This is a genomic window from Streptomyces sp. NPDC056480 (assembly GCF_042795405.1).
In the GTDB taxonomy this organism is placed as follows: Bacteria; Actinomycetota; Actinomycetes; order Streptomycetales; family Streptomycetaceae; genus Streptomyces.
The window spans coordinates 4,566-18,802 of the sequence record NZ_JBHTSA010000144.1; the positions used below are offsets into that span (position 1 = coordinate 4,566).

At 70.4% G+C, this 14,237-nt stretch carries 11 protein-coding genes; 6 read left to right on the forward strand and 5 right to left on the reverse strand.

All coding sequences use genetic code 11. From position 1 onward, the window contains the following. From ACFQ79_RS35925 to ACFQ79_RS35935, 3 genes are all read right to left on the reverse strand, one after another. On the reverse strand, positions 1-280 hold a 280-nt coding region (locus ACFQ79_RS35925; RefSeq protein ID WP_383591318.1), incomplete at its 3' end, for a helix-turn-helix domain-containing protein. A 320-nt stretch (positions 281-600) separates the two neighbouring features. After that, the gene (locus tag ACFQ79_RS35930; protein WP_383591321.1) at positions 601-4,863 is read right to left on the reverse strand and encodes a trypsin-like peptidase domain-containing protein; all 4,263 of its coding nucleotides are present in this window, start codon (positions 4,861-4,863) and stop codon (positions 601-603) included. Positions 4,864-4,874: 11 nt separating this feature from the next. Then, complete coding sequence (locus tag ACFQ79_RS35935) at positions 4,875-5,237, reverse strand: CU044_2847 family protein (protein ID WP_383591323.1); 363 nt, start codon at positions 5,235-5,237, stop codon at positions 4,875-4,877. 658 nt (positions 5,238-5,895) lie between these two features. Between ACFQ79_RS35935 and ACFQ79_RS35940 the strand changes: the two genes are divergently transcribed. Beyond that, complete coding sequence (locus tag ACFQ79_RS35940) at positions 5,896-6,642, forward strand: phosphotransferase family protein (protein ID WP_383591326.1); 747 nt, start codon at positions 5,896-5,898, stop codon at positions 6,640-6,642. A 110-nt stretch (positions 6,643-6,752) separates the two neighbouring features. On the opposite strand, the gene ACFQ79_RS35945 is transcribed toward ACFQ79_RS35940, so the two are convergent. Both ACFQ79_RS35945 and ACFQ79_RS35950 read right to left on the reverse strand, forming a co-directional pair. Next, positions 6,753-8,372 (reverse strand): cation acetate symporter, encoded by a 1,620-nt coding sequence (locus ACFQ79_RS35945; protein WP_383591329.1) that lies wholly within the window; start codon positions 8,370-8,372, stop codon positions 6,753-6,755. Then, positions 8,369-8,974 (reverse strand): DUF485 domain-containing protein, encoded by a 606-nt coding sequence (locus tag ACFQ79_RS35950; RefSeq protein ID WP_383591332.1) that lies wholly within the window; start codon positions 8,972-8,974, stop codon positions 8,369-8,371. Before ACFQ79_RS35950 ends, ACFQ79_RS35945 begins: the two co-directional genes overlap by 4 nt. Positions 8,975-9,403: 429 nt before the next feature. On the opposite strand from ACFQ79_RS35950, the gene ACFQ79_RS35955 reads away from it, so the two are divergent. The 5 genes from ACFQ79_RS35955 (at position 9,404) to ACFQ79_RS35975 (ending at position 14,154) form a co-directional block, all read left to right on the forward strand. Next, positions 9,404-10,645: an MFS transporter gene (locus tag ACFQ79_RS35955; protein WP_383591335.1), complete on the forward strand. Its 1,242-nt coding sequence runs from the start codon at positions 9,404-9,406 to the stop codon at positions 10,643-10,645. Between the two features lie 41 nt (positions 10,646-10,686). Further along, a complete protein-coding gene (locus ACFQ79_RS35960) occupies positions 10,687-11,106 on the forward strand; it encodes a heme-binding protein (RefSeq protein ID WP_383591338.1) in 420 nt (139 codons plus the stop codon). A gap of 52 nt (positions 11,107-11,158) precedes the next feature. Beyond that, on the forward strand, positions 11,159-11,983 hold the full coding sequence (locus ACFQ79_RS35965; protein WP_383591341.1) for an aldo/keto reductase: 825 nt from the start codon (positions 11,159-11,161) through the stop codon (positions 11,981-11,983). 106 nt (positions 11,984-12,089) lie between these two features. Beyond that, the gene (locus ACFQ79_RS35970; RefSeq protein WP_383591344.1) at positions 12,090-13,088 is read left to right on the forward strand and encodes a TIGR03571 family LLM class oxidoreductase; all 999 of its coding nucleotides are present in this window, start codon (positions 12,090-12,092) and stop codon (positions 13,086-13,088) included. A 154-nt stretch (positions 13,089-13,242) separates the two neighbouring features. After that, complete coding sequence (locus ACFQ79_RS35975; RefSeq protein ID WP_383591347.1) at positions 13,243-14,154, forward strand: NAD(P)-dependent oxidoreductase; 912 nt, start codon at positions 13,243-13,245, stop codon at positions 14,152-14,154. The last annotated feature ends 83 nt before the right edge of the window (positions 14,155-14,237 follow it).

Sequence of the window (14,237 nt, forward strand, 5' to 3'; positions counted from 1 at the left end):
CCCCGCCCTGGCGGGGGCCCTGGCCCCCGGTGGGGGGGGTGCCCCGAAACGGGGGGGGCGCCGGGGCCCCCCCCCCGCGGGCGGGGTGGGCCCCCCCGCCGCCGCCTGCGGCGGCGACGACCACGAGGCCCCGCTCCGTCAGGCCGAGGAGGACCTGGGCTACCTCGGGCTCCTCCAGTCCGGTCCGGCGTACGAGCTCCTGTGCGGAGGCCGTCGGACGGGCGAGCAGCGCGGTGTAGACGGCCTCTTCGTTCCGCCCCAGTCCCAAAGCCTGCAGCATTCAGCTCTCCCTCGGGCGGCCGCCGCCTCGCACCCTGACGCGACTCGGGTGGACCGAGCGGGTCCCTCCCGGCGGGACCATATCCCAGGGTCAGGACACCCCGAACGGCGGATCGAGCTTGCGCATAGTCAAGTTCGTGCGCTGGTGTGCGGGGACCGGCCTGGCCCGGTCGTCAGGGTGCGGACCCGGCGAGGTACGTGATCCCGCCCTGGACGAGTCATGGGACCAGAGACGGCCCAGCGGCCACGAATCCCCCCGGCCAGGTCCCACCGCCGTGCCGGTTGCCGCTGGATTTCAAGTACGTACATCTCGTGTGTCTTTCACTGCTGTGAGTCCGGGCACACGGGCGCGAAGTCTTGGCTGCGGAGCTGCTCCGCTTTCTCGGCTTTGGTGAAGTCACGGTGCAGACCACGGCAGATGGATTCGGCGATCTCTCCCGCACCGGGAAGTCTCGCATTCCATAGAAGTGCGGTGCTGTCGTAGTCTCCGGTGGCCAGGGTGGCGCCATCGGGACTGAATGCCACCGCCGGCACGATGTCGACGGTGTGGGCGGTCAGAGTCGTGTGGATCTTGCCGGTCTTCACGTCCCACAGGTGCACCATCCCGCCACTGTTGCCCGTGGCCAGAGTGTTGCCATCGGGGCTGAACGCCACCGACCAGACACGGGTGTCAGGTCCGCCGATGAGGGTGGCGCGGGATTCGCCGGTCTCTACGTCCCACAATCGCACGGATCTGGCCTCACCACTGGTGGCGAGGGTGGAACCGTCGGGACTGAATGCCACTTGTGCTGAGGCGATGCCCTTGGAGAGAGTGCGGCGGAGATTCCCACTTTTCGTGTTCCACAGCCGTACCATGCCGTCACTTCCCCCGTCGTCGCTTCCCACGGCGAGGGTGTTGCCATCAGGGCTGAACGACACCGACGTCACATAACCTCGGTCACCGGTAAGGGTGCGGCGGAGTTCGCCCGTCTTCACGTCCCGCAGCTGCACGGTGCGACTGCCTCCGGTGGCAAGGGTGGTGCCATCAGGGCTATAAGCCATCGTCCGCACCGACTCGATGTCTATGGTGTGGGTGACGCGGGGGCTGTCACTTCCCACATTCCACAACCACAGCTTCTTCCCTTCTCCTTCTTCATTGAGGTGGCTGTCCGCGCTTGCGACGGCGAGGGTGGCGCCATCGGGACTGAACACAACCGACGACACCTCCTCGGTGCGATTCGTGAGAGTGGTGCGGAGTTTGCCGGTCCTTACGCTCCACAGTCTTACGGTGCCGCCGTCGCCTCCGGTGGCAAGGGTCGTGCCGTCCGGGCTGAACGCCACCGACTCCACCGAATCCAGCGCCTTCGTAAGGCTGGTCAGGGCGGCTCGGGGGATGCTGGCCTGCACGTCCCACAGTCTTACGGTGCCGTTGTCGCCTCCCGTGGCAAGGGTGGTGCCGTCGGGGCTGAACGCCAGCGTGCGCGACTCACCGTCCTGGCCAGTGAGGGCAGCATGGGATTTCCCAGCCCTTGTATCCCATACGACGGCCCCATCCTTGCTTCCCGTGGCGAGGGTGATCCCGTCGCGGCCCAGCGCCATCGCCGCTGAATTGAGATCGTTACGATCGTCGAGGGAGGCCCTGAGGTAGCGGTTCATCCGCGCCTCCCATAGCCGCACGGTTTCCCCGTCGACGGCGGCCAGTGTGGTGCTGCCGATGCTGAACCTCGACTTGTCCGGGAGTCGCTCGCGGTCGGTAGGGATGATTGGGCGGGGTCTGCCGGTCCGCATGTCCCACAGGCGCATGGAGTCTTCGACATACGTCAGGACGAAGGCGCTGCCATCGGGGCTGAACCCCACCGACGTCCTGGTCACAAGAACTTTGGTGCCGTCGATCCGGATGGTACGCCGGAGCTTGCTGGTCGTAACGTCCCAAAGCTGCGCCGTGGTGTCGCTGCTCGCGGCCAAGGATGTGCCGTCGGGGCTGAACGCTACGGAGACGACGCCGCTGGCGTGCTGCTTGAAGGTGTGACGCAGCTTGCCGGTCTTTACTTCCCATAGCCGCACCCAGCCACTGCTGTCGCCTGTGGCAACAGCAGTGCCGTCCGCGCTGAACGCCATCGAGATCACGATGCCGGAGGGGCCGGTGAGACTGGCGCGGGGTTTTCCCGCCTTCGCGTCCCACAACCGCACTGATGCGTCGTCGGATCCGATGGCGAGGGTGGTGCCGTCGGGGCTGAACGCGATGGACTTCACGGCCTGTTCGCTGACCTTGAGTTGGCGGCGAAGCGGTGCGGCCGGGGCCGCGTAGAGGGAGGCCGCCGCTTCCTCGGTGGGACTGGTCTTCCATGCCTGAACAGCCAGGAGTGAGGCCAGATCAGGAGCTGTGCTCGCCACATTGACCGACTGCGCGGCAAGTTGCCGGGACTGCGCGGCGCGCTGAGCGGCGGTAGCTGTTTGTTGCTGGTGGAAGGCGACACCGGTCGCTACCAGGGCAAGTGCCAGCATCCCGGCGAGAACAGTGTTGATGCGTCGGGCTCGGCGGACGACGGCCTGCTGACGCTGCCGGCTGGCCTTGAGGAACGAGGTGATCTCTGAGGGGAGAGGGCGTCGACCGGCCCACTCTTGCCCCTCAGTGAGCAGAGAGCCGTCCAGCAGATCACTGGACAGGTCACTGTCCGCGTAGCGGGTCTGCTGCTCAGCGGCACGCAAGAGCCAGACCTGGAACTGGTGGTCCTGCGCAACCCAGTCCCGCAGGTCGGCCCAGTCGCGTATGAGAGCGTCATGGATCAGCTCCGCCGACGGTTCAGCAGCAGACGTGCCTGGCGGACTGGTTGTGCCGGTGGTGACGATGCGGTGGTGAACCAAGGCAGCCAGCACGGCATCGACGGCCGTGTCTGCGGCGGAGCCGCTGTGGTCCGGGTCGGCGGCCAAGGCGCGGAGCCGGGCGAGGGGGACCGTTCGCCGGGTAGCGGGGATGCCACTGGCTTCATCAGCGGGGCGGACCAGTGCCGTCAGGATTCGCTGAGCGATGGTGCGCCGGTCGGGAGGTAGCTGCCCAAGAGCACGGTTGCACCAGGCCGTCAAACTGCCGGTCACCTTGCCGATCCGCTCATATGCCGCGTGAGTGAGACTGCCGTCTGCGCGGCGGCGGCTCTCCCATAACTGACGCAGGGCCAGCTCCAGCGCCGGGAGCAAGGTAGCCGGTGCCTGTCTTGCCGTCGGGTCAGAATCCAGGATGTCATCGACGATCCGGTCTGCCAGACCGGTTTCGAGAGGAAGACCCACGGCTGCGGCAGGCTGGTTGATGATCTCCTTCAGCTCGGGGCGGCTCAGTGTCGCGGGGATGTTGCACAGCCCGGGTACGACGGCGTTCATCAGATCGGGAGCGAGTGCGTCGAGCGGCGCGTAGAAGTCGTTGCGCATGACCAGCAGGACAGAGGCGGTTGTATGGGATTCGACAAGCTCCAGCAGCTGTTCCACAGCCTGTAGACGTCTGTCGACGAGGGGTTCACGCTGGGTGGCCAGTTGCGCGAGGATCTCCTCGAACTGGTCGACGACCAGAAGCAGATGATCGTAGCCGGCCTCGGCAGCCAGGCGCGCTTCGACCGCGGCTGTCAGGCCGTCGGTAGTGGCGTTGGCAAGGCCGTCCTCCTCCGCCTGTGTCAGCAGGTCCCTGCCCGGCCGGGTGCACACGGTCAGCCAGCGGTCACTGCCCGGGAGCGCTCCGCCGGCCAGGGCAGGCAGAAGGCCGGCGTTGACCAGTGACGACTTCCCCGCTCCGGAGGGGCCCAGCAGCATCAGCAGCCGACGGTTCCCACCGAGTGCGGCCAGCACGCGCTCCAGGGCCGCCTGTCTGCCGTGGAACCAGTCGGCGTGCTCGCCGGTGAACGGTTCGAGCCCCAGGTACGGGCATACCTGTTGCTGCGCCAACCTTGGGCGGACCTCCCGCAGCACCTCGGCCGGGGTGGCGTAGGCGATGCTCAGCCCCTTCAGATGGGCGTCCGGAGAGGCGACGGAGGTAACCATGCCGATCACCAAGCCGGTCAACTCGTCCACTACCGGAGCACCGCTGAATCCGGTGGTCAAGTCGTTGGCCTGAGTCAGCTGGAGAAGTCGTGTGGCGCCATCACTTTCAGGCAGGAGGCCGCCGGCTTCGCCGTACCCGAAGTGGCCGCCTTGCGGGGCCTGTACGGGAAAGCCGAAGGAGAGGACGCGGTGCCCTCGGCACCCCGCGCTCACTCCCACGGCCACGCTCCGGGCTCCTTCCGGAACCGTGTCCAGGCGGAGTACTGCGACGTCGTCCGACTCGGGTGACCGCCACTCCTCGGCCACCACTTCGGCCATCACCGGCGGTGCTTCGGGTAGGTGCGGGAAGACCACCTTCACCTGGCCCCCCGGGGCTCCACCGGCGGCGCGAACCACATGTGCGCAGGTGAAGCCCGTGCCGTCGTCCGTCAGGAAACCTGCCCCAGCGACGCTACTGTCGGCAGCGATCACCTGGAACACGGCCGCGGGCAATGCCGGCCCGACCACACCGTCCAGCACGCCGTCAGGAGCAGTCTTCGCTGAGTCGCCACCCGAGCCCGGCACAGGTTCCTCCCCCACAGTCATCTCCTTCAGCTTTGCGGGTCTTGCTCCCCGGACTCTGCGCTCTCCCACACCATGCGGACCTTCAGATGGGCGGCTGCCTCGCTGGCTGTGATGACCACACCGGCTTTCGTCGACAGGTTCACGCCGAACTCCACCTCAACCGTCCGAGAGCCCGTCCCTCTCAGCTGGTCCCGCACCGCCCGAGCCATCTCCCTCACCGGAACCAGCGTCTCCTGCACAGTGCGAGGCAGCTCACGCAAAGCGTCACCGACGCGGCTTGCCTTCACCGGCCCGCCGGGCTCCAAGGGACCTTCCACCTCCTCCACCAGAATCGTTCCCCCGCCTTCCAACGGCATCCTTACGAGTCCCGGCACCGGCTCCCTTTCCACGCGCTTCTGTTCGCTCCTGGGTATCCCATCTGACGACGATGCCCCATCGCTCTCACTCGCACCTTGCCCGCCAGGAACCACCACAAATGGACCGGGTGGCTCCGCGGTCCCGCGCGTTGGGCACCACGAGACCGGGCGAAGATCGCGAGAGACCGGATCGACCGTGAATGCCGTGGTCTCACGGCGGGGCGGCAGCTCATGATGCGAGCAGATCGGGCGGGCAACTCTTCGTGGCCTGGGCCGCCAGGAGCGTTACGCGACGTCATACGGCCGTGAGCACTCGCCACGCGGCACCGTTCGCACGGGGCCGCCGAAGTCCTTCGCCCTTCCCTGCACTCCGGCACCGCCGAACCCGCGCTCAAGGCACCCCACTTCTTCGTGCTGCGACGCGTGACCGCCTGCCCTCAGGGTTCCTAAGGCCAGCCCGTGAACGAAGCGCCGCGGCGAAGCCGGGAGGCCGCGCCCTTCCCGGCAGGCTGAGATCGATCGGGCGATCCGGAACGTCCTGAGCGAACGGACGAAGGCCCGTCCCCGCGCTCGACCTGCTCAAGGGGTCGTGCCGCGCACGCGGCTGTCGGGGAGCGGCACTTGGGCAGGTGTCTCTCGCGTGCGAGGAATCCGGCGACGTCCGCGATCATCTCCGGGATACTGGGCGCCCATGGATGAAGTCGAAGTCGTCGTCGCCCATTCCGAGCGCGCGACCCTGCGCGTCGGCGACGTGTTCCTGAAGGTGGACGCCGATCAGGCGCGTATCGACGCCGAGGTCGAGGCCATGTCCCTCGCGCCGGTGCCGACTCCGGAAGTTCTGTGGCACAAGCCGCCCGTGCTCGCGATCGCCGCGCTCCCGGGGACGACGCTCGGGCGCCTCGGCGGGCCGTCGACCGGGTCGTCGGCGGCGTGGGCCGCAGCGGGCGCCGCCATCCGGAAGCTGCACGACGCGCCGCCGCCACCCCGCCCCGGCCGGGCCGGCCGGAGCGTGGTCGCGCTGGCGGCGGAGCTCGACGGCGAGTGCGAGTCGCTCGTGTCGAACGGCATCCTGCCCGCTGACCTGGTCACCCGTAACCGCCGGGTCGCCGAGGCCGCGCTCCGGCCGTGGACTCCGGCGTTCACGCACGGCGACCTGCAGATCGCGCACGTCTTCGTCGACGGCGACGAGGTCACGGGCATCATCGACTGGTCCGAGGCGGGCCGGGGTGACGCTCTGTACGACCTCGCCACCTTCACGCTGGGGCACGAGGAGCACCTCGACGACGTCCTCGCCGGCTACGGCACCGACATCGACCTCGACGTGCTCCACGCGTGGTGGTCGGTGCGAAGCCTGCTGGCGGTTCGCTGGCTGACCGAGCACGGCTTCGACCCGTTCGCGCCGGGCTGTGAGGTCGACGTGCTGAGATCCCGGGTGTGAGGTGCGCGGGACGACCGCTCCGTACGCGTTCTGATGTGGAGCCGTGGATCGCGAAGGGCGCCCGGCCTGAAGGGTTCCAGGCCGGGCGCCCTTTCGTCGGGGCGTGCGCGTCAGGACACGGAGGCGCTGTGCGGCGCGGGGGTGCCGGCCAGGATCGTCTCCTCCACCGCTTCGTACCGCATGCGCTGGTCGGCCGGGTCGCGTTCGCGGAGCACCGTGCCGAGCCAGCCCGCGAGGAAGCCCAGCGGAGCCGAGAGGATGCCCGACGTGGTGAACGGGAACCAGTTGAAGTCCTGGTCCGGGAAGATCGACTGGGGCGATCCGGACACCAGGTTGCTGCCGGTCATGAGGACGAACGCTGAGGCGCTGCCCACGATGAGGGTGCAGAGCAGTCCCGCACGGGAGTAGCGGCGCCAGAAGAGGCTGTAGATGAGGGCCGGTGCGACCGCGGACGCGCCGATGCAGAACGACAGGGTGAGCAGTGCCTGAAGGTTCAGGTGCCGGACGCCGGCGGCGATCGCGATCGCCCCGAGCCCGACGCCCGCCGCGGCGATCCGGGCGATGGCCATCTCCGATGAGCCCTTCAGCTGTGCCTTTCGGCGCAGCCCGTGCGTGATGAGGTCGTGCGCCAGGGTGTTGGCGCAGGCGAGGGTGATCCCGGCGACCGAGGCCAGCAGGGTGAGGAAGATGGCTGTGGCCACGGCCGTGAACAGCAGTGTCTCGACGGTCGTCTGGTCCGTCCCCATGACGGCCTGGCTGACCATGAGGAACGCCGTCTTGCCCTGCGGGTCGCCGGCGACGATCCCCTGGCGGCCGACGATCGCCGCCGCGCCGAAGCCGATGACGGCGATCAGCAGACAGGTCACGACGACGGTCGAGACGGCCCAGGACATCGAGCGCCGCACGGCTGCCGCGCTGCGCGCGGTGAACATGCGCATGGTGATCTGCGGCAGGACCGCGGCGCCGAGCACGACCGTCAACTGGGTGCTGATCATGTCGAGTTCGTTGCCGCCGAACTGCAGACCGGAGGCGAGATAGGCATCTCCCGCCCCGCTGCCGCGCTTGGCGGCGTCCAGCAGGGAAGGCAGGCTGAAGTCGAAGCGGTTGAGGATGAGCGCGGCGATCGCGAGGGACGAGCCGAGCAGGGCGACGGTCTTGACGATCTGGATGAAGGCGGTGCCCTTCATGCCGCCGATCGCCGCGTACGCGATCATCAGCAGGCCCAGGAACACGATCGCCCCGGTCTTGAAGCCGTCGGAGTCGAAGCCGAGGACGACGGAGAGGAGATCGCCGGCACCCGCGAGCTGGAAGATCACCAGCGGCAGCAGTGCGGTCAGGGTGACCGCGGCCGTGGCGATCCGCACGGCGGGGCCGGGGAGACGCCGGGTGAAGACGTCGCCGATCGTGAACCGGCCGGCGTTGCGCAGCGGTTCGGCGAGCAGGAACATCATCAGGACCAGCGAGAGCGCGGTGCTCAGGGCGAGCGTGACGCCGTCGTAGCCGACGAGCGCGATGATGCCGATGGTGCCGAGCACGGTGCCGGCGGAGATGTAGTCGCCGGCGATCGCGAGGCCGCTCTGCACGGGGGAGAGCGAGCGGTAACCGGTGTAGAAGTCGCCCAGGTCGTCACGGTCGGGGCCGGTCATCACGCACAGCAGCAGCGTGACGGTGATGACCGCGATGAACGCGATCAGCGACATGGTCTGGGCCTCGGAGCTGAAGCTGGTCATGCGCGGGCACCTCCGGTGGGCTGCTGCCACACGGGACGTCCGGAGCGGCTCTGGCGTTCGGGCCGGGGCGCGGCCGCAGCGGCCGCCTGCTCGGCGCGTTCGCGGATCGCCGCGGCGAGCGGGTCGACCTGGTTGCGCGCGATCCGCTCGTACAGCGCGATCGCCCCCAGCGCCACGGGCAGCTGGAGGAGCCCCAGGACCAGACCGGTGGTGAGACCGCCGGTGAGGGTGCCGGTCATCATCGAGGGGGCGTAGCCGGACAGGAAGAGGAAGACGACGAAGTAGCCGAGCGCGGTGAAGGTGGCGACGCGGCGGAGCCTGCGGTACGCCGATCCGAGCCGGTGCAGATCAGCACGATCGTCGTCGGTGGTGGCGGGCGGTCGCGGCCGCGGGGACGCGTCCCAGGGCTGCTGCGCGGGGTCCCGGCCCTGGGGCGAGGAGTCCCACGCTCGTGGGGACGAGTCCCAGGCCGCCTGTGGATCGGTGTCCCAGGAAGGCGATCCGCCCTCCCAGGACTGCGACGCCGCCTCTTGGCGGTGTCGCCCGGCGTTCCGGTGCTGGGGTACGGGCGGTGGGCCGGGGAAAGGCTGGTGGTACGACATCGATCTTGCTCCTTGCCGCCCCGGGGAACGGGCGGGTGGCGCTGGTGGTCCGCGTACGTTACTCACGGGTATAGCGCTCGCGTAAGGGGATCCCGACCGCTTGGTATGTCGGTTCGGTGACGATCCTGTGCGCGTGGCGACGAAACGGCGGAAACCCCCGTCGTGGATCTTTCCGCAGGTCACGGGCGGGTCTCGGGCCACCCTGCGGCCGGACAGGCCGCCGAGTCGGCCACCGCCCCCCTCGCTCCCCTTCGGTGTCGCCCTCCGCGCCGATCGACCGCACCAGGCCCCGCGCGGGCGGCGCCGCCATGTGTGCAATCAGCGCCATCCCGATGACACCGACTAGCTGCGCTTGCACTTATAGCGCGTCTGCAATTATTGTGGCAGCACGTAAAGAGCTTACTCAAGCAATCACGGAAGGGGTGAGCCATGCCGCTCGCACTCCTCGCCCTGGCAGTCGGGGCATTCGGCATCGGCACGACCGAGTTCGTGGTCATGGGGCTGTTGCCCGAGATCGCCGGCGACTACGGTGTCTCGATCCCCACCGCCGGCCTGCTCGTCACCGGCTACGCGCTCGGTGTCGTCGTCGGCGCGCCACTGCTGACCGTCCTCGGCGGCAGGGTGAGCCGCAAGCCGATGCTCATGCTGCTCATGGGCCTCTTCGTGGCCGGCAACATACTCTCCGCGATCGCCCCGAGCTTCGGACTGATGGTGACCGGCCGGGTGATCGCCTCGCTCGCGCACGGCTCGTTCTTCGGCATCGGGTCCGTCGTCGCGGCCGACCTCGTCGCCCCGGACAAGAAGGCCGGCGCCATCGCCACCATGTTCACCGGCCTCACCGTCGCGAACATCGTCGGCGTGCCGCTCGGCACCCTCATCGGGCAGGCCGTCGGCTGGCGCACCACCTTCGCGATCGTCGCCGCGCTCGGCGTGATGGGCCTGTTCGGCATCGCCAAGCTCGTCCCCGCCATGCCCCGCCCGGAGGGCACCCACCTGCGCCGGGAGCTGAAGGCGTTCCGCAACCCCCAGGTACTGCTCGCGATGGCGATGACCGTGCTCGGCTTCGGCGGTGTCTTCGCCGCGATCACCTACATCGCACCGATGATGACCGAGGTCGCCGGTTACTCCGACGGCGCGGTCACCTGGCTCCTCGTCCTCTTCGGCGTCGGGATGTTCCTCGGCAACCTGCTCGGCGGCCGGTTCGCCGACCGCGCGCTGATGCCCCTGCTGTACGCCGCACTCGGCGGGCTCGTGATCGTCCTCGCCCTCTTCACCGTGGCCGCCCACGACAAGGTCCTCGCCGCGGTCGCCGTCTTCCTCGTCGGAGCGCTCGGCTTCGCCACCGTCCCGCCGCTGCAGAAGCGCGTCCTCGACCAGGCCCACGGCGCGCCGACCCTGGCCTCCGCCGTCAACATCGGCGCCTTCAACCTCGGCAACGCGCTCGCCGCCTGGCTCGGCGGCCTCGTCATCGCCGCCGGCCTCGGCTACACCGCGCCCAACTGGGTCGGCGCCGCCCTCGCCGCCGCCGCCCTCGGCCTCGCCCTCTGGTCCGCCGCGCTGGAGCGCCGGGCGCCCGCGACCGCCGAAGCCGCCGCCACCACCGGCACAGGCACAGGCACCGGCACCGGCACCGGCACCGAGGCCGCTGACCGCATCCCCGTACACCACTGACCCTCCCCTCCCCCGTCGCACACCACCCCAGGAGAAGCGCCATGACCACTATCGCCGTCACCCCGCTGACCACCCAGGACGCCGAGGTCCTGCTCACCGCCGCCCGTCGCGCCGCCGAGGCCGCCGGGGTCACCGTGAGCGTCACCGTGCTCGACGCCGGCGGCCACCTCCTCGCCTTCCGCCGCGACGACCGCGCCGTCCTGATCTCCGGCGAGACGAGCACCCGCAAGGCGTACACCGCCCTGCAGCTCAACGCCCCCACCGCCGACCTCGTCGACCTCGTCAAGCCGGACGGCCCCTTCCACTCCCTGACCACGGCTCTGGACCGCCCGCTCCTCTTCATCGCCGGCGGCGTCCCCGTCCACCGCGACGGCACGCTCATCGGTGCCATCGGCGTCGGCGGTGGAGCGCCCGAGCAGGACCACTCCTTCGCGGTCGCGGCCACCGCGGCCCTCGCCTGATCCGTACCGGCGAGAGACCTGTAGAGAAACCCGCAGAGAAAGCAGTTCGCGCATGTCCCACCTCCCCACCCTCACGCTCAACAACGGCGTCGAGATCCCGCAGCTCGGCTTCGGTGTCTTCCAGGTCCCCGACGACGAGACGGCCACCGCCGTCGGCCACGCCCTCCGGGCCGGGTACCGCTCCCTGGACACCGCCGCGATCTACGGCAACGAGGCCGGCGTCGGACGGGCGCTCGCCGACTCCGGCATCGCCCGCGACGAACTCTTCGTCACCACCAAGCTCTGGAACGCCGACCAGGGGTACGACTCCACCCTGCGGGCCTTCGACGACAGCCTCGCCAAGCTGGGCCTCGACCACGTGGACCTGTACCTGATCCACTGGCCGACGCCGGCGCGTGACCTGTACGTCGACACCTGGCGCGCGATCGAGAAGCTGGTCGCCGACGGACGGGTCCGCGCGGCCGGCGTCTCCAACTTCCAGCCCGCGCACCTGAAGCGGCTGCTCGACAGCAGCAGTCTCGTCCCGGCCGTCAACCAGATCGAGCTCCACCCGGCGCTCCAGCAGCGGGAACTCCGCGAGCTGCACACCGCCCACTCCATCGCCACCGAGGCGTGGAGCCCGCTCGCCCAGGGCGCCGTCCTCGCCGAGCCGGCCATCGTGGACATCGCCGCCCGGCACGGCAGGTCCCCCGCCCAGGTCGTGCTGCGCTGGCACCTCCAGCTCGGGAACGTCGTGATCCCGAAGTCCGTCACCCCCGCTCGCATCCGCGAGAACATCGACGTCTTCGACTTCGCCCTCTCCGACGAGGAGATGAGCGCCCTCGGCGGCCTCGACCGCGGACTGCGCACCGGGCCGGACCCCGACACCCTCAACTGAGCCCGCCCCCCGTCCCCGCTCTCCTCACCCGCCCCGCGCGCGGGCCGCCGTCCGCACCCGCAGCCCGCGCGCGAGCGCGCCTCCCCCTCGGAAGGAACCAGCCACGATGCCCGCCTCCCCCCACGCCCTCGACCGGCTGGTCTCCCCCGACGGCCGGCCGACGCTCGGCCTCGAACTTCCCCTCGACAACGACTGGGGCGCCGCCCGTCTGCGTTCGGACCGGGCCGCCGGCCGGCCCTTCGGCGTCCCCGATCTCACCGAGCACGCCCGGCTCGCCCGGCTCGCCGACTCGCTCGGCTTCGCGGCCCTGTGGGTACGCGACGTACCCCTCCACGATCCCGAACATTTCGGCGACGCGGGCTCGGTCTTCGAGACCTTCACGCACCTGGGCCATCTCGCCGCGGTGACCGAGCGGGCCGTACTCGGCACGGCCGCCGTCGTCCTTCCGCTGCGGCAGCCGCTGCTCGTCGCCAAGGCGGCCGCGACCGTGGACGTCCTCTCCGGCGGACGCTTCGTCCTCGGCCTCGCGAGCGGCGACCGCCCGGTCGAGTACCCGCTCTTCGGCGCGGACTTCGACGCGCGCGGACGGACCTTCCGCGACAACGTCGGGATCCTGCGCGCCGCCTGGGCCACGCGCCCGCCTGGCGAGGGTCTCGCGCTGCCCGCGCTCGGTCTCGACGCCGACCGACGGCTCGACGTCCTGCCCAAGCCCACCGGCCCGACCATCCCCCTGGCCATCGCGGGGAGCGCCCGGCAGACGCCCGAGTGGGTGGCCGAGCACGCCGACGCCTCGCTCGACTACCCCCGGCCGCTGGGGGCCCTGAGACTCAGGACCCGGGAGTGGCAGGCGCTCACGGCCGGCGCGCCGCCCAAGCCGTACCTCACACCCATGCAACTGGACCTCACGGCGGACCCCGACACCCCCGCCGCCGCGATCCGCCTCGGCCTGCGCACGGGCCGCCACGCCCTCCGCGACCACGTGAAGAGGATGGGCGACCTCGGGGTCGCCCATGTCTCCTTCAACCTCCGCCCGGGCAACCGACCCGTCGAGGACGTCCTCCACGAACTCGCGGAAACGGTCCTGCCGGAGTTCCCCTCGCGATAGGGCGGGGCGGAGTCCGCTTCGCCGTACCGCCCTTCTCCTCCGCGGAGACGGGGAAGGCCGCGAGGAGACTGTCCTACGGTGCCACCGGGGCGGGTCACCGCCCCGGTGGCACCCGTACGTCCATTCCACCCGCCCGAGAACAGGAAGCGACTTCATGACCGACAAGCTGACCGTGGGAGTCCTGGGCACCGGGATCATGGGGGCCGCCATGGCCCGCAACCTGCTCCGCGCCGGGCTCGCCGTCCGGGTCTGGAACCGTACCCGTGCCAAGGCCGAGCCGCTCACGGCGGACGGCGCGTACGTCGCCGACACCCCCGACGAGGCCGTGCGGGGTGCGGACGTCGTGCTCACCGTGCTCCACGACGGGCCCGCCGTGCTCCGGACCATGCGGCAGGCCGCGCCCGGTCTCCGGCGGGGCGCCGCGTGGGTGCAGTCCACGACCTCGGGGATCGAGGAGGTCGGCGAGCTGGCCGGCCTCGCGGGCGAGTACGGGCTGGTCTTCTTCGACGCGCCCGTCCTCGGTACGCGCGCGCCGGCCGAGGCCGGGCAGTTGGTCGTCCTGGCCGCGGGGCCCGGCGAGGGCCGGCAGGCCGTCGCGCCGGTTCTGGAGGCCGTCGGCTCCCGCACCGTGTGGACCGGCGAGGACGGTGCGGACGCGGCGGCCACGCGTCTGAAGCTCGTGGCCAACAGCTGGGTCCTCGCCGCCACCAACGCGACCGGCGAGGTCCTGGCCCTGTCCAAGGCCCTCGGCGTGGATCCCCGGAACTTCTTCGACGTCATCGCGGGCGGCCCCCTCGACATGGGCTACCTGCACGCCAAGGCGGCGCTCGTCCTGGAGGACCGGCTCTCGCCCGCCAGCTTCGCGGTGACCACGGCCGCGAAGGACGCCCGTCTGATCGTGGAGGCCGGCCTCCGGCACGGCGTACGCCTCGACGTGGCCGCGGCCGGCGCCGAACGCCTCGCCCGCGCCGCCGCGCAGGGCCACGGCGAGGAGGACATGGCCGCCGCCTACTTCGCCAGCTTCGAGGAGGCAGAGGCGGAGGGGCAAGAGGGGGCGGAGGGGTAGGAGGGACAGGAGAGGCAGGAGAGGGCCGGTCCGCTCGCCACCTGGCCGACCGAGGCGCCGGCCGCCTCACGCCAGAGCGTGGG

Bases quoted from the DNA above. Each gene is read 5' to 3' on its own strand.
- ACFQ79_RS35960 (WP_383591338.1), top strand. From the start codon at position 10,687: ATGACCACTATCGCCGTCACCCCGCTGACCACCCAGGACGCCGAGGTC.
- ACFQ79_RS35975 (WP_383591347.1), top strand. From the start codon at position 13,243: ATGACCGACAAGCTGACCGTGGGAGTCCTGGGCACCGGGATCATGGGG.
- ACFQ79_RS35950 (WP_383591332.1), bottom strand. From the start codon at position 8,974: ATGTCGTACCACCAGCCTTTCCCCGGCCCACCGCCCGTACCCCAGCAC.
- ACFQ79_RS35945 (WP_383591329.1), bottom strand. From the start codon at position 8,372: ATGACCAGCTTCAGCTCCGAGGCCCAGACCATGTCGCTGATCGCGTTC.
- ACFQ79_RS35940 (WP_383591326.1), top strand. From the start codon at position 5,896: ATGGATGAAGTCGAAGTCGTCGTCGCCCATTCCGAGCGCGCGACCCTG.
- ACFQ79_RS35965 (WP_383591341.1), top strand. From the start codon at position 11,159: ATGTCCCACCTCCCCACCCTCACGCTCAACAACGGCGTCGAGATCCCG.
- ACFQ79_RS35970 (WP_383591344.1), top strand. From the start codon at position 12,090: ATGCCCGCCTCCCCCCACGCCCTCGACCGGCTGGTCTCCCCCGACGGC.
- ACFQ79_RS35955 (WP_383591335.1), top strand. From the start codon at position 9,404: ATGCCGCTCGCACTCCTCGCCCTGGCAGTCGGGGCATTCGGCATCGGC.